Genomic DNA, 17,614 nt, shown 5'->3' on the forward strand with positions numbered 1-17,614 from the left:
TTCAAATTCACCATGTCAAATCCCTTTTTTCCTGGTAAATCAGTTCCTCCAGAACATTTTGTCGGACGCACATCAGAAATTAACTTTGCTTTTGACCAAATCTGTAACCGTAGTCATTTTGCCATTTGGGGTGGACTGGGAATAATGAGTAAAACCTCATTTTACAATAATCCCCAACAATTAAATTATCAGGTTGTATAAAAAATTATATGTCCCAATCTATCGCTGTCACCGTTAAGTTATTTGCTGTTTATCAAGAAGTTTATGGAGTGAATGAGTTAGTGTGGGAGTTTCCCTATGGTACACCTGTGCAAGCGGTGTGCGATCGCCTAATTGCTGAACACCCAAAATTAAGCAAATGGCGAGAAATAACCCGCTTTGGCGTGAATTTACAATTTGTTGAACCAGATACTATTCTCCAAAATGGTGATGAGGTGGTTTTAATTCCTCCAGTGAATGGTGGTTAATGAGGATATATTCAAATACATTCACAAGAAATTAAAGATGATTAAATTAATTTTTACAACAATTTTCATAATTTTGCTGACAGCTTGTACTAGTATTGCCTTATTACCGACACCGGAATTAGTGCAAAAAGCGATCGCCCTGCAACTGGAACAAACCCAACAGCAACTTAACCAACAGCTAGATTTAAACTTCCAACAATTTAATATTCAGCGTATATATATTACTCAACAACAACCCCTCACCATTGAAAACTTACCAGCTTATCGGGTACAGGGAAATTACGACTTTACCGTGAAACTACCAAAACGCAGTTTTAAACAACTTGAAAAACCCTTTGAAGTTTATCTACAAATTCAAAAAGAAGGTAAAAGTTGGCGGTTATTAATACCAGAAAAAAACCATCAAGATCCTCAATCCAAATGGCAGAGTTACTTAATTCTTTAATGGGATGTTTGACACTCCCCGGTCTAAGAGGGTGTTTGAAAAGTCATGATTGCCGTATCAAATGTTTTACCCCTCCCTAACCCTCCCCTTGTGAAGGGGAGGAAACCAGATTTTTCTTGTTTCCCCCCTTGACAAGGGGAAAGGGGGGTAAAAATGTGATGAAAATTATGGGATACCACTTTTAAAACATCCTCTAAAGACACGGGGATTCTTGGTTCAACAAGACCACATATATTCAAAACGGCTGGATTGTTTGATTCTAAACGTAGGGGTAAAGCAAGAGCTTCATTGGTGTCAACTTAGGCTACAGATGGCTTATTTGTTGGCTTCCACACCCGCCCGAAAATGATAGCGTAGCGGGGCGTAAGCCATATTTCCGGGCTAATAGCGAAAGTAAACTAAAGTTTACTCAAAAATTTTCGGGTTATTTAGTCATCAAAAGACAACTTTTGCTATTAGACTGGGAATATGGCTAACGCCACGCTACGCTATCATTCCCAGGCGGGCTATGGGTTTTACGTTAAGTTGACACTAATGAAGCTCTTGCTTTCCCCCTACACATCCGGGTTCTTTGTCATCTGGCAAAAGTTTAAATCTCACCCGTGTTTAGTATAGAAAAGATAAAATAATTTTATAAATTGAGATAACCTCTTTGTACCAAAATAAATGTACATTAGCTGATATAATCAAAATTCTAACCGCACAAAAAAATCTATCAATCTCAGATTCAACCTGTGATATATGCTGGTTTAGGGTTAGACTCTAAATATATAGGAAAAAAATACTTCTTTCCTTAATTATTGTAAAATTCACTTAACAAACAAAGATTCAGTTTGAACAAGTGTCATCTCATACAAAGGAGAAATAAAAATGACAGAAAATAATCAGGATAATATCAGTAATACTGAAGAAAGTTCTCAGGGAACAATCATAGTGGCTGGAATGCGTCCCATTACCACTGGCACTTTACAAGTAGTTGATACCTTCAACTCCATGGGAATTCGTCCCATAGGTGCAAACACATTCCAAGTAGTTGATAGTATTAACTTGTCTGGTATTCGTCCCATTGGTTCTAGCGCCTTGGTAGTTTCTGACAACTATTCTGTCTTCGGAAATCGGCCAATAGCACCGAACACCTTCGATGACTCCGAACTTTTGATGGGTTTTCTAGACTAATTACATTTCCAATATTTTCATTAGAGAACTTCACAAAAAGAAATACCCAATGTCATTCTGTTCGCGCAGCGTGCCAGAGGCATTGCGAAACGAAGTGTAGTGAAGAATCTCTTGAGATGCTTCGTTTCGCTACACTACACTCAGCATGGCAAAACAGGATCATTTATTTTGTGGCTTACTCTTATATCAAATTCAACCTGGTTTTATCAAGAAACTAGGTTGTTTTATTAAAAAAATTATCAGAAGATCCCCGACTTCTTTTATTTATTATGTCCGCAAATTATAAATTAATGTCAGAAGTCGGAGATCTTATCACTGATATTAAAAAAGGAGTAGTTTAATTATGGCAAAATCTTCAATTTTATCAACATCTTTAAACTTTCAAGAAAATTATCCATGTCCAGTATGTCGCGTGGGTAAAATTTCGCAAATGTTGATGATGGAAGCTATGTGTTGTGATTTCTGTAATGAGATTTTTACAGTTAATTTAGAATTACAACAAATTAAAATGCCTTCTAGAGAACCGCCTTTAGTTTGGAGTTGGAATGGATTGAGGTGGACGCAAGCACGATTAGGAACTGTGGAATTAGGTTGGGGTTATGGTTTATCTGCAATTGCTTTTATTCTTTTACCAACTACCTTAATAGGGGTGACAGCATATTATTTTCCTCCTCATTCTCATGTTCCCCTGTCATGGATTCCATTTGTTTGGACAGTGCTAACTTTTTTGGCACACTTAGGAATTATTATTTGGATTTTTATTGAAGTTTATCAGATTCCCATTATCGCATATTTGCGAGCCATTACCCGGTGGCAAAATAGACTGATTAGATAAATTTTACCAATTTCGAGCATTATACTGAAAACGGTTTATACTTTAACCAAATATGGGCGTTGCTGATTAAGAGTATGATTTTATTATGCCTACGGCACGCTGCGCGAACACGCAGAGGCGCAGAGTCGCAGAGAGTAAGAGTTTCATTCTTTTGGCTTTTTCTGGCGCTGCGATTACTGCTACTATAACCATTTTATCCACAGCACAAAGTCTGCCTAATTCATTAAAAATTGGGTTATTATTAACAACAATTATTCTTTGTATTTGTGCTTTAGCTTGCTCCTTATCTTTTTTACCTAGAACCAATTTAGAGCGTGTTTTAGGGTTGCGACGTAACTTAAATACTACTAATCCAGATAAAGATAATTTATGGTTTTTTGGACATTTGCAAAAATATAAGCCAATTGAATTATTAGAGGCACTGAATAAGCATTATTTTGACAGTAAATTAAATAATATACCTTACAAAAAAGAATATCAAGATATAGAAGACTTTAGAAACAAAGAAGCAACAGAAAGGGCAACAGATCAATTATTAAATGCTATTTATATGAGAAATAACCTTAATTTTGAATCTTTTACTGATGATTTACAAGAGTTGTTGTTTAAATCCTTATCTGATACTGATGAACAATAAAAATATCTCTTGTGGTACAGGCATCTTGCCTGTAAAATATAAATAAATAAAGGATTCTAAAACCATGAGTAGGCAATTTGACCAATTCATCACCACATTAGAAAAAAAATTAAATCTAACTGGTACAGAAATTGCCGAAACTCTCTGGTTAGCACAACAAACTTGTACTCATGTTTCTATTGATAAAAAACCAACTCCACAGAAACAACCACCAACAAATAATGAACTTGAAGATATACCTCAATATATACCGCCACAAACCCCAAACCTAAAAACTCCACCAACAACACTCATTGAACGAAAACCACCTCAAATTCCTATTTTTACCAAAACATCAGATTCCTATCCCGATAGTGGTTTATCAATAAATATTCCCGATGTTTCCTCCCTTCCATATCCCCGCAAAATTGCTAAAGCATTACGTTCTTTAATTCAATATATTGCCTATGGTAAAGCAGTCTTATTAAATGAAAAAGCCACCGTTGAAAGTATTGCTGAATTAAACGGTATTTGTATTCCTGTTCTTGAACCACGCAGAGAATTAAAATTTGATTTATTATTCCTTATAGATGAAAGTGATTCTATGATTTTTTGGCAACGCATTATCAAAGAATTACAACAGATTTTCAAACATTATGGCATATTTCGCAATATTCAAATCTTTGGCATCTTTAAAGATAATCAAGGAAAGATTTATTTAAAACAAGGAATAGGGGAAAAAAGATATTCTCCTCAAAAATTAATTGATCCTACTGGTCGTAGAATTATCTTCATAGTCAGTGATTGTGTTAGTGAAATTTGGCGTAATGGCACAGCTTTTAATCTATTCAAGATTTGGGGAAAACATAATATTGTCGCCATTGTGCAAATGTTACCGGAAAGAATGTGGTTAAGAACTGCCTTAAGTTCAGGGGCAATGGTACAGTTAAATAGTTCAGCTTATACAGTTGCAAATCGTAATTTATCTATTAAAGAAATTTTAATTTGGGATGATATTAATTTTCACAAATCCATTAAAGTTCCTGTTTTTAGTCTCACACAAGATTCTATAAAAACTTGGAGTAAAATGGTTATATGCAAAGGAACTATTGGTGCAGGTGGTTTTGCCTTTTCAGACATAGTTAAACAAGAAAAACAACAAGAACCACAAACACAAGATATACCTCAAATATCATTATCCAATGAGGAACGAGTATATCAATTTCGCATCAGTTCTTCACCCCTAGCCAGAAATTTAGCCAGTTTATTAGCATCTGCACCTGTAATTAATTTACCTGTAGTCCGATTAATTCAAAAAAATTTCCTACCTCAATCGGAAAAAATAGTTCATGTGATAGCTGAAGTATTTTTAGGAGGAATTTTAAAACCTACGAAAGTAATTACACCAGATACCCATCCAGATTATGTTGAATATCGCTTTATTGATGAAGAAATAAGAGATATTTTTCTTCAAGATAGTTGCCAAATGGATTCCGAGCAAATAATTAATAAAATTTCTGAATATATTGCTAAACAACTGGGGAAAAATCGCAAAGAATTTCAGGCTTTACTTAAAAATCCACAGGAATTAGAAAAACTCAAAAACGAAAAAAATCTTCAAAACTTAAATTTTGAATATTTTGCTACTATTACTGTCAAAGTTTTAAAACGGTTAGGAGGAGCTTATGCTCTGCTTGCTGATGAAATTGAACAATCGCAATATTTACAAAGTGATAATAACAATCAAGCATTCTTTGAATTTTCCTTTGAAGTCGCAACCATCACCATCACCAATCTGCAACCCTTTGAATTTGAAGTAGCCACCATTGAACCAAAACAAACAGGTGGCTTATTCGGACTTGGACAAAAAACAGAATTAATAGTTAAACGTCGTCGTCAACAATCTCAGTATTTTATCGAAAATTTGGAGAATAGAGTCCAGTTAGAAATGGTAGAGATTCCAGGGGGTAGTTTTCAGATGGGCGCTCCGCAAACAGAAAAAGATAGCAGAGATAGTGAACGCCCTCAACACCAAGTAAATGTTCCCACCTTCTTTATGGGCAAATACCCAGTCACCCAAGCACAATGGAAAGCTGTAGCTGCACTTCCACGAGTCAACCGTGAACTAAAACCAAATCCATCTCATTTTAAAGGTGATGGTTCGACTTCGCTCACCAACCATCGTCCCGTTGAACAAGTTTCTTGGTATGATGCGGTGGAATTTTGTTTACGCCTCTCAAAGCATACTAAAAGACAATATCGTTTACCCAGTGAAGCTGAATGGGAATATGCCTGTCGAGCGGGGACTACCACACCATTTCACTTTGGAGAGACGATAACAACGGATTTGGCAAATTATCGAGGTACGGATAATGAAGCATTTAAATGGTTAGGCTCTTATGGTCAAGGACCCAAAGGAGTTTACAGAGAAGAAACAACAGAAGTAGGAAGTTTTGAAGTAGCTAATAACTTTGGATTATACGATATGCACGGCAACGTCTGGGAATGGTGTCAAGACCATTGGCATGATAATTATAAAGGTGCGCCTATAGATGGTAGCGTATGGATAAGTAACAAAGAGAGTAACAACGAAAGGCTGCTGCGCGGTGGTTCGTGGTTCTACGATCCTGGGCATTGCCGTTCTGCTTATCGCGACTACGGCAGCCTCGCTCTCAACTACTACAATATTGGTTTTCGGGTTGTATGTAGTGGTGCGGCGAGGACTTGATAGCACTATACGCTTTTGCCCTATTGCTCTTTTCTTGTCTTATCCCTCTCTCATAGCGAGAAAATTTTTTGTCAGAATCAGGATATCCACCGATTAAAGGATGAACAGGATGAAACCAGGGATTTTATATTGTCAGCTTGCGACGTATAACTAACAACCGGAATTTTAGTCGGTTTCAACCGACTTCAGCTATGAGACAGAGAATTCATTCTCTGGCGTTGTTGATACTAACTTTCATTCTCTAGCATTGTTGAGACTAACTTTCATTCTCTGGCATTGTTGATACTAACTTCTTGGTTGATTTTGTCAATAAATTTAAAAAAATACCCAAAAATTTCTTGTGGTGCGGGACGAAAAGCCCGCTAATCATCAAGGACAGGCAGGATGCCCATCCCACAAAATTTGGCTTAGGGGTAAAGCAAAAGCTGATATGTGTCAACTTAAGCTCAAATCCCTACCACATCTCGTTCCTAGTCTCTGACTAGGAATGCAGTTGATGAGGCTCTGCCTCTAATATCATTGAAGGCAGAGCCTTCTAGAATTCATTCCCAGTCAGAGACTGGGAATGAGACGACTTGAGGTTTTTCGTAATTTTGTAAAAGTCCGTGTCTGAACCGTGTTTAGTATATATGTTTCAATCTGTTTTTTTTTGATGGTTTTGGTTCATATTCGGTATTCATAATAAGTGTTGATGCAGTTCCACTTGATTAAGTATGATTACAACACCTTACACTGTCCATAATGCCTTAATAGATGATCACATAAAACTAAAGCCACCATCGCATCAACCATTGGTACAGCACGGGGTAAAACACAAGGATCATGTCTTCCTTTTCCTGCTAAAACCGTTTCTTCCCCTTCCTTCGTTACGGTTTTTTGTTCCTTTCTAATCGTAGCTGTTGGTTTAAAAGCCACGCGGATAATAATGTTTTCACCGTTGGAAATTCCCCCTTGAATTCCGCCTGAACGGTTAGTTACTGTGCGAATTTCCCCATGTTCATCAATATAAAATTCGTCGTTATGTTCAAAACCTGTTAATAAAGTTCCGTCAAAACCAGAACCGATTTCAAAACCCTTACTTGCGGGTAATGACATTACCGCCTTTGCTAAATCTGCTTCTAATTTATCAAAAACTGGTTCGCCTAAACCCTTGGGAACATTCCGCACCACACATTCAACGACACCACCGATGGAATTACCATCTTTACCAGTTTGTTCGATTAAGGAAATCATGGTGTTGGCAATTTCGCCATCTGGACAGCGGACGATATTGCTTTCGACATCGGCTAAAGTGACAGTATTGGTATCAACAACCCCTTCTAAATCTTTAATTCGCTTGACATAGGCGATTACTTCTACACCTGCAACTTGATGTAAAATCTTTTTAGCGATCGCACCAGCAGCAACTCTACCTATTGTCTCACGGGCGGAGGATCTGCCACCACCTTGCCAATTTCTCAAGCCATACTTAGCATCATAAGTAGCATCTGCATGGGAAGGGCGATATTTCTGCGCCATCTCATCATAATCTTCGGGACGAGTATTTTTATTTCTGACTAAAATGGCAATGGGTGTTCCCAGAGTTTTTCCCTCAAACACCCCAGATAGAATCTCACAGGTGTCAGCTTCTTTGCGAGGAGTGGTAATCTTACTTTGTCCCGGTCGTCTTCTATCTAACTCAAATTGAATTTCCTCGGCGGAAATTTCCAGTTGTGGGGGACAACCATCAATGATCACCCCCACACCGCCGCCGTGAGATTCGCCAAAAGTAGTAATACGGAAAAGATGACCAAAAGTGCTGCCCATGATGTTCAGGAAATACAGACTGGAATATTTATTTTACATGGAGTTGGGCGATCGCAAAGCATGACCGAGGAATCGCTCATGAAAAATCCCAAATTTCCCAGAACATCAGTTATCTTAAAGACTTTCATCTTCTCCCCTTGTCACCTGTTAATAATCGAGTCTGACAGTTAAACTATTAGAAGAAAACTATAATTTCTAGACTTGACAATTTCCGCCCAAAAAAGCCATAAAGGGTAAATATTATGAAAAATTTGCACAAAAAAGCTTTGATAAAACAGCAGTTACTAGGTTCATCTCCGCGTCACGTTTTAGCAGGAGTCATAGCCGCCGGGTTGATGACATTGCCCGGTACGATTGGTGGTAGTCCCGTCTTAGCGCAACAAAAAACCGAGCGAAATTCCTTAACCTATGGTGAATTAATTCAAAAAGCCAGTAAAGGAGAAGTTAAAAAAGTAGAGTTAGATCAAGCTGAACAAACAGCTAGAGTTTATTTAGTGGGACAAAAACGCGATACTCTGCCTTTACAAGTACGTCTTCTAGATCAAAATGCGGAATTAATTAATAAACTTAGAGAAAAAAAAGTTGATTTTGGCGAAGTTTCCTCCGCTGGAAACCGAGCCGCTGTCGGCTTATTAATTAATCTCATGTGGATTTTGCCCCTAGTGGCTCTGATGTTATTATTCCTGCGGCGTTCTGCAAATGCTTCTAACCAAGCCATGAGTTTTGGTAAATCTCGCGCACGGTTTCAAATGGAAGCGAAAACAGGCGTAAAATTTAATGATGTGGCGGGAGTCAAGGAAGCCAAAGAAGAATTGGAAGAAGTTGTCACTTTTCTCAAACTTCCAGAAAAATTTACAGCGGTAGGGGCAAAAATTCCCAAAGGTGTCCTATTGATTGGACCACCAGGAACAGGAAAAACCTTACTCGCCAAAGCCATTGCGGGAGAAGCAGGTGTCCCATTTTTCAGTATGTCTGGTTCGGAATTTGTGGAAATGTTCGTCGGTGTGGGTGCTTCCCGTGTCAGAGATTTATTCAAAAAAGCTAAAGAAAATGCCCCTTGTTTAATATTCATTGATGAAATTGACGCAGTAGGAAGACAACGGGGTGCAGGTATTGGGGGTGGAAATGATGAACGGGAACAAACCCTTAACCAACTATTAACGGAAATGGATGGGTTTGAAGGGAATACGGGGATTATTATTATTGCGGCTACCAACCGTCCAGATGTCCTTGATTCGGCTCTATTACGCCCAGGACGCTTTGATAGACAGGTAATTGTGGATGTTCCCGATTTGAAGGGAAGACAGGAAATTTTGACAGTCCACGCTCATAATAAGAAGATTGATCCTAGTGTATCTTTAGAAGCGATCGCTCGCCGCACCCCTGGCTTTACCGGTGCAGATTTAGCCAATTTACTCAACGAAGCCGCCATTCTCACCGCCAGAAGACGCAAAGAAGCCGTTACCGACTTAGAAATTGATAACGCCATAGATAGAGTAGTCGCAGGTATGGAAGGAACTGCTTTAGTAGACAGCAAAAACAAACGTCTAATTGCTTACCACGAAGTTGGACACGCTTTAGTAGGAACTTTAGTTAAAGGTCATGATCCTGTACAAAAAGTTACACTCATTCCCAGAGGACAAGCGCTGGGGTTAACTTGGTTTACTCCCAATGAAGAACAGGGTTTAATTTCCCGTTCCCAAATTTTAGCCCGCATTGCCGCAACTTTAGGTGGTCGCGCGGCGGAAGAAATCGTGTTTGGGAAAGCGGAAGTTACCACAGGTGCAGGAAATGACTTGCAACAAGTTACCAGTATGGCACGACAAATGGTAACGAAATTTGGAATGTCCGATTTAGGTCCAGTTTCCTTAGAAAATCAAAACAACGATGTGTTTTTAGGACGGGACTGGATGAATAAATCTGAATATTCTGAAGACATTGCAGCGAAAATTGATCACGCAGTCCGGGAGATTGTTAACCGCTGTTATATTCAAGCTAAAGAAATCATTCAAGAAAACCGGTTAATTTTGGAACGGGTAGTTGACTTGTTGATAGAACAAGAAACCATTGAAGGTGATGTTTTCCGCACCATTGTCGCTGATAATACAGCCATTAAAGTAACTAATGAGCCAGTAGCCGTAACTTATTAGTTGAGGTTCAAAAATCGGCGTTGCTGCATTGAGGTATGAAATTCAATTGAACCTTTAAAACTCTTACCTTTGCGTGAGACTAAAATTCATACCATTAATCAGCAACGCCAAAAAATTCTTGTAAGTAGGTGAACACAATAAAACCAATCTGTGTAAAGAAACGTAAAATCGCCCAAACCCTCTTCACTCTTGCCTCTTGCCTTTTGCCTTGCCATAACGACGATTTTCAATGCTAACCTACTTAGAGAAGTTCCATGAAACATCTCTACTTTTTCTGATTAATAAAAATATCAAAAAGATTGTTCCAGAACTTTTTTAAATGGTGGTTTAACATTATAATTAGTATGAATTTTATCTCGCACCATCACCTCAATAACTGTATATGCAAGATCGTGAAAAAATGATCTAGAAGATCCGATTTCCCCAAATGTACCCCATTTAAAAGAAATTTCACCAGAACCAAATATTGAACTAATTCCCGGTTCTTGCAACTTCAATTTTGCACCATTAAAAACACTATCTGCATATTCTTCTGGTATCCCAACTTTCACCACATCTAATGATAATGCCAGAGAAGAATTAACTTCCCGTTCAACTTCAGTGGAAACCGCCACTTTCAATACTAATTTACCAGAATTATTAGGCTCAAATGTAGCCCCCAAACAGCCATATAAAAACCTAGCTCCTAGAGGTGCTAATATCTCTATCATCACTTCTTTTTTAGAGAATAAACCAATCTTTGCATTTTCCAGGATGACTTCTATCTTTTCATCTACAACAGGATAGAAAACAGGTCTAAAATCTCCAGGAAAATAAAATGATTCGTTATTCCAAATCCGAGCTTTTCCGGTTATACCTAAATCTAATACTTTGATCATGAGTCAATCCCCCAAGCTTTTCGCCAATTTCTGTTAAAATCTTCTGGGTAAGCTTTAATTACTTCAGGATGATATAAACTGTATGGTGATACACTATAATGTGCTATAGCCATAGGATGTGCCGTATACCAATCATAACCTTTTTCCATGAGTTCCGCTTCTTTTAGTTCATGAAAGTAGAAACTAGCATCAGAATTGCATATTTTCTGTCCCAAATCTAAAGCGTTTTGAAGTCTATCAATCATTTTTTGACTTGGTAAGAACTCATCAAACTTACTGATATGTTTTCTAACTAGCTCAACTTTTTCATGTTCAACATCATACTCTTGATTAGTTAATGTTCCAAAAAACATTTCATCAGAATTTACAGACAAAAGAACGACCCACTTTTACCTAACTTAATTGCACTGTCTCAGCATCAGCATAAATAATAACCGTACTTTACACAAGGCATTCTCTAACCTGTCCATAAAAATCTCACCATAGTGGGATTTAGGGGCAGATAAAAGCTAAAATAAGCAATTGGAGAGTTAACCGATGCCATGTTTGATATATTGCCTTTTCGCTTTGAGTTAGATACAGTTGCGATCGCTGGAGCTTGTTTATGGGCTTTAGCGTTATATCTGAGTTTTTCCCAAACCAGACAATGGGTAACGACACAACTCAACCGCTGGTTTAATTTTGCTGAACGTTTCCTCTATACCAGTCAATCAGAATTTGAAAAAACTCGCAAAGCCAGAGAATCACAAAATTCTTTTTATGCTTCACTATTTAGCATTTTCCCATTTTTGATATTTGGTAGTTTATCTAACTGGCTTCTAGATATCAGTTTAGGTAATAGCTGGGGAATTAGTATGGGTATACTTACTTGTATTGGTGCTGGTGTGTATGAATTAGGACGCGGACAAGGGGAAGAGTAAATTTACGTACCTTCAATCATAGTTATTTCCGCATCAGTTAATTCATACAGTTCATAAACTAATTGATTGATTTGTCTATCAGTAGCTTGAATTTGTTGCTGAATCATCTTTTTTGCTGGGGGTGTATTCACCTCATTAATTTTTTCATGCAGAGAAAGCATTTGTTGTACTAAATTAACAATTAAATCATGTTTTTTCTTCTCTGGAATTTGAGAATTATCAATAACTTTAATAGGAAGATTGCGAATAAACCGAGATTCAAAACTGTAGTAACCACCTCTCATAGATGTAGATGATTTTTTGAGATAAAATTCTAGGACTTTGCTATTTAACAACCCTAAAATGTATTCCCATGAATAATTAGATTTTACTAAAATTCCATATCCTCCAGCAACACCACCTGTAAAAAAGATTTCCCCTGTTTTATCCCATGTAAATGATGAACCTGTAGCAATATCAGGAGTAAATATTTTTGGTAAAGCCATGACATTTAAAGCTTGAAATCTACTATATCCATACCAAGTTTCTCCTAACATCTTGCTATTTTCTCTACTTTCTAAATAATTTTTATTATCTAGTAAATAATTCCATGTTAAAGGATATTCTCTTTCAAAGATATTTATAGAAATTAATTCCATTGAACCATTATTTTTAAGCATATAGGGAAAAATAATCAACTTATTGGTTTTAGACAAATAATATCTTTTACTATCACCACCTTTGATTAAAGGATGTAGTAACTTAGATTCTAACCAATATGCTGTTTGTTTCTGTTTAGAAAAAACTTGAATTAAATTATCTTCCCGTGATAATTCTTCTACGATATATATTTTATCAGCACTGGTTTTAATTCCTTGAAAAATCCTCTCTGTTACATCTTCTAGTGTAGATTTAATTTGTTGTAATTTGGTAAATATTTTAGCATCTTCTCCCAGAGTAAAATTCCATTCTGAAGATGAAACTAATAAATGATTAATAATTCCTGTTTGACCATTATTGTGGATTTTCCAATCCATTAAATCAATGACTTTTTCCATTTCTAAATCAGATTGTTGTGATTTTTTCAAAAAAAGCAAACAAGTATAAGTTGAAACCTTGGGGAAAACTTGTTGATCTCCAAAATGCACTATTTTATTCAGATATTTACCCTCAGAAATTAACTTCCTGATAGACTCTCCATATTGAGCATTAAAAAACTTATGAGGTAAAATAAAACCTAAATAGCCATCTTTTCTTAATAACTCCAATCCCTTTTCCACAAAAATAACATAAATATCATAATTTCCCTTACTAGCAGAAACATATTGTTTTTTATAAAATTCAACTTCCAATGCAGCCCATTCTTTTAAAGCTTGAATTCTAATATAGGGAGGATTACCAATAACTACATCAAAACCACCTCGTTTCATAATAGCAGAAAAAGCCAATTCCCAGTCAAAAATATTAACCCTATACGCCGTATCTTCGTCCAAACAATTTAATTGAGTATGTTGATAAAATTCTCCATCTATCAAGGAATTACCACATTGAATATTATGATCTAAATCAGGTAAAGCCCTTTCCTTGAATAACTGTAATTGTCTGGTAATTGTTTCTCCTGATTCTCCCTCCAATACCTTCAATAACAAAGATAACTTAGTCGTTTCTACCGCTTGTTGATCAATATCAACACCATAAATATGAGTTAACAGAATCTGCTTTCTTTCACTTGCACTTAAACGCCATTGATGATCCGAAATTTGATAGAATTTATTTTTGTATTTCTTGGGATTTTGCAGATATTGTTCTAAATACCAATCTAGGATAAATTGATAAGCCACAATTAAAAAAGAACCCGAACCACAAGCAGGATCAAGAATTGTCATATCTTGGATTTTTTCTGGTTTCTTATTTTCTAAAACCTTACCAATAGTTTGTTTAATAATATAATCAACAATGTAACTAGGAGTATAATAAACACCTCCAGCTTTTCTTACTTCCGGTTTATCTTCAATAACTGCTTGACGACTTGCAGATATTTGAATGACTTTCCCTAAAAATTGTTCATACACTTGTCCCAAAATTTCCACAGGAATCACAGAAAACTCATAAGGACTTTCTGGAGGATAAAGTTTTCTAATAATTAAGGTTAAAATAGAATCATCTATAGTTAAATTCAAAGTAAAATCATCAGGATTTTCTCGTCCTTTTTCATCTTGAAAATGGAATAAACCAGAATTATAGCGATAATCTGCATTAATAAATAACCGCCCTAACTCTTGATAAAAATTTTCAAACTTTAATAAATTATATAACTGTTGATAAGGTTCAATTCCCCTATCTTCACAAATGCGTAAAAAGACAATTCTATTAATTGTCATTTGCACAGCAAAATTCAACTCTCTTTGTTGAATTTGCGGATTTCGCCAAACAATATTAGCAGCTAAATTTTCTCGCCAAACTTCAATTTCTTGGAGAAATTTTTGATCAACAGTAATCCCAGACTTAACTTTAGTTTCTGCAAACCTTTCTAAAGAACCATTTAACACAGCTTCCTTAGAAAAAAGATTATAAATCTCTGCCCATTTATCAATATATTCTGTATAATTAAAATGTTTGATTCTAGCCACTGATGCTGAATCATTTTTATTGGGCATAATTCGACAGTCATAAACTGCAAATTCTTCAAAATCTGTTAAAATACTTAAAGCTAACTTTGCAGACCAGCCATAACGTCTCACTTGAAAAGCAGCACTCATATTTTGACCCACATTAACAGCGGGTTTTTTCGCTTCCACAAAAAACTTTCTGACTCCACCAACCCGAAAACTATAATCAGGTGCTTTGGCTTTATTTGCATCACTAATTTTTAAAGAATCTTCATGAACAACATCTTTATAAATATCAGAAATTTGTCGTTCATTGCCAATATCCCATCCTAAAGCAGCAAACAAAGGATTAATAAATTCGATTCTAGTTTGTGTTTCATTAATTCCCCCCGCCCGATACAATTCTATCGAAGAGTGAAAATGTTCAACCAGTTGAACAATACTATCAGGTGCTTTCATATTTTCAAAATTCCAATTTTATCTAAATCTATAAGAGACTTCCAAATAAAAAAATGTCCCAAAACTGATGCAGAAATTCTCTCTCTGTGTACTCTGTGCCTCTGTGGTTCGTTTCTTAGGATAATTTATTTCTTGGAAGTCTCTAATAACTCTTCTTTCACCAAAATAGCCAACTTCTGTGCAGCCCCACCTTCACCTCTGACACTGCGTAATTTATCCCGTATAGCCTCTAATTTCTCTGGATTTGCTAACAAATCTAAAATCATTTCTCCCACTTCTTCAGGTTGCAATTTACCTACTAATTCCGGGACAATTTCTGCTTGCGCCCAAATATTTGGCCAAGCAAATAAACCCTTACGTCTCAACACCCACCAATTAATTAATTTAGCAAAACCAGAACCTACTCCCGGTAAATTTGCCAATACTCCTGGTAAACCATCCCAAGAACGCATTGCATCTAATTGTTGAGTTGGTAATAGGACAATCATCGGTACAGCTAAAGCACCTAATTCTGCGGTATTTGCACCAACTGTAGTTAAACAAATAGAACATTGAGATAATAAATCATAAACTGGATTTTCTTGTTTTAATTCCACGATTAATCCAGTAGGAGTTACAAGAAAATTACCAGATAAAGATGCACCTTGAAAACCAAACGCTTTTGTAAATGAATTAGTTTCAGGATTAGCAAAATTAGCTAAAGTTGGTAAATCTAAAGTTGGTGCGACGGGAATAAAAAACTTCGTTTTCGGGTTTTGACGATAAATATATTCAGCAATTGCTAACATTAAAGGTACACCTTGGGTTAATTTTGCAGATTTTGACCCCGGTAAAATTCCAATTAGTTCGACTTTAGATTGAAGATTTGCAATTTTAGGTGTGATTTCATTCTTTGCTGCTTCTAACATCAAATCACCAACAACAGTGAATTTATCAGCATATTTAGCAGAGACATTTTTCGCAACTTGAGCTTTCATAATGGCAAATTTATCTATAAAATTGTGCCAACGCGCTTCCCATTCCGCATAAACTACAGTTTTATATCCTAATTTTTTACCAATAATCACCGGAAAAATTTGATCACCACCTAAAAATATGACTACACCTTGATTTCTCCATTCCCAATTTTGCGCGGTTTTTCCCCACAGTAAAAATTGCCAAAAATATTCAGGTGCTTGAACTCTATCAACCTCTGGATAACCCAACGCTATATCAGTTTCTTTACCACTAGCATGGGGACAAGGTGACAATATTACAGAAATTCTCAGTTGAGAAACATCATGTCCTAATTCTTCCCTCAATGCTTTAACAACAGGACGTACCCAGGTTGTCACCTCCCCAGGTCCATTGGAAAGAATGAGAATATCTACGGGTGTAGTCATTTAATTATTACCTAATGAGTTATAAAATATGATTATACTTATATAGGACTCCTATTTGATTTTTGATAGCTTGCGTGGCGTAGCCATACAAGACTCAGTAGGTATCAATTCTGTCTTTCCTGTTCCCTGTTCCCTGTTCCCTGTTCCCTGACCACACAAGTAAATTCACAGAATCAAACCGGATTCCTATATAATGAATTAAGGCAACAAAACTGAATCTCGAAATTAAAATCTCAATTAGATATAGTGACAAAGTATCTAAAGTTTTGTATCGTGGTTAATCAAATTCATAACAAAATCAAATAACAATGTATCATAGTAATTAGTAGCGTAAATGTGCAATGCTTCCCTTCCTGTTTTCAAAGGAGATCAGGTAAGCTACGCCCTGATTTACTAATAGCAGAATGTGGCAGCTTTGACGGGTAAACCTAGTTGGGTGATACTGATGTCTAAGGAAAAAAAAGGTAATAAAGAAGTTAAAAAGCCTAAGAAAGATCCCAAGGACAAAAAAGAGAAAAAAGACCCAAACAGATATGATGGTTTAGGTAAGTAATGAAGAGCAAATTCATAAAAGTTTCTGGTAGGGTATAATAAGGGTTTTAGAGATTTAATGGGGTTATCTGTATACATGGATAATCCCATTTGATTTCCATACTTATCGGTTAAGCTAAAAAAAATTGATTCAGCAGAATATAATTTTACCTCACGCAGAGGCGCAGAGACGCAGAGAGTAAAAAGGCAAGAGTGAAGAGGGTTTGGGCGATTTTACTTTTCTTTACACAGATTGGTTTTATTGTGTTCACCTACTTAATGTATTAATTAGTTAGTTTCTATGGGCGAGTTTAGTTTGATTTTATTCACTCAAATGGTAAAATTATGACGACCCTTCCAGGGCAAAAAGGTAGTTTGGCATTATTTTGAGTATAATAGCATTTAAACAGAAATTATTATTGTTCTGATTGAGTTGCAGTAACTTGTGTATAAGTACAACTAGAAAATTAGTAACTTGAATTAGGATTGTTTTAAATATCAGTAACACGGTAATAGGTTATAACTCATGGGAGATGGTTTTTTTCAATTACCAATCCCAATTTGTTGTCTTTTTAGCCCAACTGCTATGATAGCTACCCACAATCCCGCTGTTTTTGTTTTGGTGGTTGAACC

General features: G+C 36.2%; 16 protein-coding genes. 11 read left to right on the top strand and 5 right to left on the bottom strand.

Annotation, left to right across the window (positions count from 1 at the left end; genetic code table 11):
• Positions 1–12: 12 nt before the first annotated feature.
• From AN486_RS06180 to AN486_RS06210, 7 genes are all read left to right on the top strand, one after another.
• Positions 13–201 (top strand): hypothetical protein, encoded by a 189-nt coding sequence (locus tag AN486_RS06180; protein ID WP_053538954.1) that lies wholly within the window; start codon positions 13–15, stop codon positions 199–201.
• 8 nt (positions 202–209) lie between these two features.
• Positions 210–467: a MoaD/ThiS family protein gene (locus tag AN486_RS06185; protein WP_290599652.1), complete on the top strand. Its 258-nt coding sequence runs from the start codon at positions 210–212 to the stop codon at positions 465–467.
• A 37-nt stretch (positions 468–504) separates the two neighbouring features.
• On the top strand, positions 505–912 hold the full coding sequence (locus AN486_RS06190) for a hypothetical protein (protein ID WP_290599654.1): 408 nt from the start codon (positions 505–507) through the stop codon (positions 910–912).
• Positions 913–1,782: 870 nt separating this feature from the next.
• Complete coding sequence (locus AN486_RS06195; RefSeq protein ID WP_053538951.1) at positions 1,783–2,088, top strand: hypothetical protein; 306 nt, start codon at positions 1,783–1,785, stop codon at positions 2,086–2,088.
• Between the two features lie 343 nt (positions 2,089–2,431).
• Positions 2,432–2,923: a hypothetical protein gene (locus tag AN486_RS06200; RefSeq protein WP_027400933.1), complete on the top strand. Its 492-nt coding sequence runs from the start codon at positions 2,432–2,434 to the stop codon at positions 2,921–2,923.
• Positions 2,924–3,074: 151 nt separating this feature from the next.
• Positions 3,075–3,560 (top strand): hypothetical protein, encoded by a 486-nt coding sequence (locus AN486_RS06205; RefSeq protein ID WP_290599656.1) that lies wholly within the window; start codon positions 3,075–3,077, stop codon positions 3,558–3,560.
• 64 nt (positions 3,561–3,624) lie between these two features.
• Positions 3,625–6,267, top strand: a complete 2,643-nt coding sequence (locus AN486_RS06210) for an SAV_2336 N-terminal domain-related protein (protein ID WP_290599658.1) — start codon at positions 3,625–3,627, stop codon at positions 6,265–6,267.
• Positions 6,268–6,984: 717 nt separating this feature from the next.
• On the opposite strand, the gene aroC is transcribed toward AN486_RS06210, so the two are convergent.
• Positions 6,985–8,073 (bottom strand): chorismate synthase, encoded by a 1,089-nt coding sequence (gene aroC / locus AN486_RS06215; RefSeq protein ID WP_027400936.1) that lies wholly within the window; start codon positions 8,071–8,073, stop codon positions 6,985–6,987.
• Between aroC and AN486_RS06220 the strand changes: the two genes are divergently transcribed.
• Both AN486_RS06220 and ftsH read left to right on the top strand, forming a co-directional pair.
• Positions 8,053–8,244 (top strand): hypothetical protein, encoded by a 192-nt coding sequence (locus AN486_RS06220; protein WP_290599660.1) that lies wholly within the window; start codon positions 8,053–8,055, stop codon positions 8,242–8,244. The two genes, aroC and AN486_RS06220, sit on opposite strands and share 21 nt — an antisense overlap.
• Positions 8,245–8,315: 71 nt before the next feature.
• Entirely contained in the window at positions 8,316–10,223 is a 1,908-nt protein-coding gene (ftsH, locus tag AN486_RS06225) for an ATP-dependent zinc metalloprotease FtsH (RefSeq protein WP_290599661.1), read from the top strand.
• 290 nt (positions 10,224–10,513) lie between these two features.
• Here the strand turns inward: ftsH and AN486_RS06230 are convergent, their stop codons facing one another.
• Together AN486_RS06230 and AN486_RS06235 are read right to left on the bottom strand one after the other, a co-directional pair.
• Entirely contained in the window at positions 10,514–11,101 is a 588-nt protein-coding gene (locus AN486_RS06230; RefSeq protein ID WP_053538942.1) for a hypothetical protein, read from the bottom strand.
• The gene (locus AN486_RS06235; RefSeq protein ID WP_233455474.1) at positions 11,098–11,475 is read right to left on the bottom strand and encodes a hypothetical protein; all 378 of its coding nucleotides are present in this window, start codon (positions 11,473–11,475) and stop codon (positions 11,098–11,100) included. The genes AN486_RS06230 and AN486_RS06235 overlap by 4 nt, the downstream gene beginning before the upstream one ends.
• A gap of 168 nt (positions 11,476–11,643) precedes the next feature.
• On the opposite strand from AN486_RS06235, the gene AN486_RS06240 reads away from it, so the two are divergent.
• Positions 11,644–12,021, top strand: a complete 378-nt coding sequence (locus AN486_RS06240) for a hypothetical protein (RefSeq protein WP_190383194.1) — start codon at positions 11,644–11,646, stop codon at positions 12,019–12,021.
• Positions 12,022–12,023: 2 nt separating this feature from the next.
• Here AN486_RS06240 and AN486_RS06245 read toward each other — a convergent pair whose 3' ends face one another.
• Together AN486_RS06245 and AN486_RS06250 are read right to left on the bottom strand one after the other, a co-directional pair.
• Positions 12,024–15,068 (bottom strand): N-6 DNA methylase, encoded by a 3,045-nt coding sequence (locus tag AN486_RS06245; protein ID WP_290599663.1) that lies wholly within the window; start codon positions 15,066–15,068, stop codon positions 12,024–12,026.
• Between the two features lie 125 nt (positions 15,069–15,193).
• Entirely contained in the window at positions 15,194–16,450 is a 1,257-nt protein-coding gene (locus AN486_RS06250) for a hypothetical protein (RefSeq protein WP_053538939.1), read from the bottom strand.
• Positions 16,451–16,856: 406 nt separating this feature from the next.
• Here AN486_RS06250 and AN486_RS06255 point away from each other — a divergent pair, with 406 nt between their 5' ends.
• Positions 16,857–17,003: a hypothetical protein gene (locus AN486_RS06255; protein WP_157749952.1), complete on the top strand. Its 147-nt coding sequence runs from the start codon at positions 16,857–16,859 to the stop codon at positions 17,001–17,003.
• Positions 17,004–17,614 lie beyond the last annotated feature (611 nt).

Source organism: Anabaena sp. AL93 (genome assembly GCF_001672085.1).
Taxonomy (GTDB): Bacteria; Cyanobacteriota; Cyanobacteriia; order Cyanobacteriales; family Nostocaceae; genus Dolichospermum; species Dolichospermum heterosporum.

Bases quoted from the DNA above. Each gene is read 5' to 3' on its own strand.
- ftsH (WP_290599661.1), top strand. From the start codon at position 8,316: ATGAAAAATTTGCACAAAAAAGCTTTGATAAAACAGCAGTTACTAGGT.
- AN486_RS06240 (WP_190383194.1), top strand. From the start codon at position 11,644: ATGTTTGATATATTGCCTTTTCGCTTTGAGTTAGATACAGTTGCGATC.
- aroC (WP_027400936.1), bottom strand. From the start codon at position 8,073: ATGGGCAGCACTTTTGGTCATCTTTTCCGTATTACTACTTTTGGCGAA.
- AN486_RS06245 (WP_290599663.1), bottom strand. From the start codon at position 15,068: ATGAAAGCACCTGATAGTATTGTTCAACTGGTTGAACATTTTCACTCT.
- AN486_RS06230 (WP_053538942.1), bottom strand. From the start codon at position 11,101: ATGATCAAAGTATTAGATTTAGGTATAACCGGAAAAGCTCGGATTTGG.
- AN486_RS06210 (WP_290599658.1), top strand. From the start codon at position 3,625: ATGAGTAGGCAATTTGACCAATTCATCACCACATTAGAAAAAAAATTA.
- AN486_RS06250 (WP_053538939.1), bottom strand. From the start codon at position 16,450: ATGACTACACCCGTAGATATTCTCATTCTTTCCAATGGACCTGGGGAG.
- AN486_RS06220 (WP_290599660.1), top strand. From the start codon at position 8,053: ATGACCAAAAGTGCTGCCCATGATGTTCAGGAAATACAGACTGGAATA.
- AN486_RS06195 (WP_053538951.1), top strand. From the start codon at position 1,783: ATGACAGAAAATAATCAGGATAATATCAGTAATACTGAAGAAAGTTCT.
- AN486_RS06185 (WP_290599652.1), top strand. From the start codon at position 210: ATGTCCCAATCTATCGCTGTCACCGTTAAGTTATTTGCTGTTTATCAA.
- AN486_RS06200 (WP_027400933.1), top strand. From the start codon at position 2,432: ATGGCAAAATCTTCAATTTTATCAACATCTTTAAACTTTCAAGAAAAT.
- AN486_RS06180 (WP_053538954.1), top strand. From the start codon at position 13: ATGTCAAATCCCTTTTTTCCTGGTAAATCAGTTCCTCCAGAACATTTT.
- AN486_RS06190 (WP_290599654.1), top strand. From the start codon at position 505: ATGATTAAATTAATTTTTACAACAATTTTCATAATTTTGCTGACAGCT.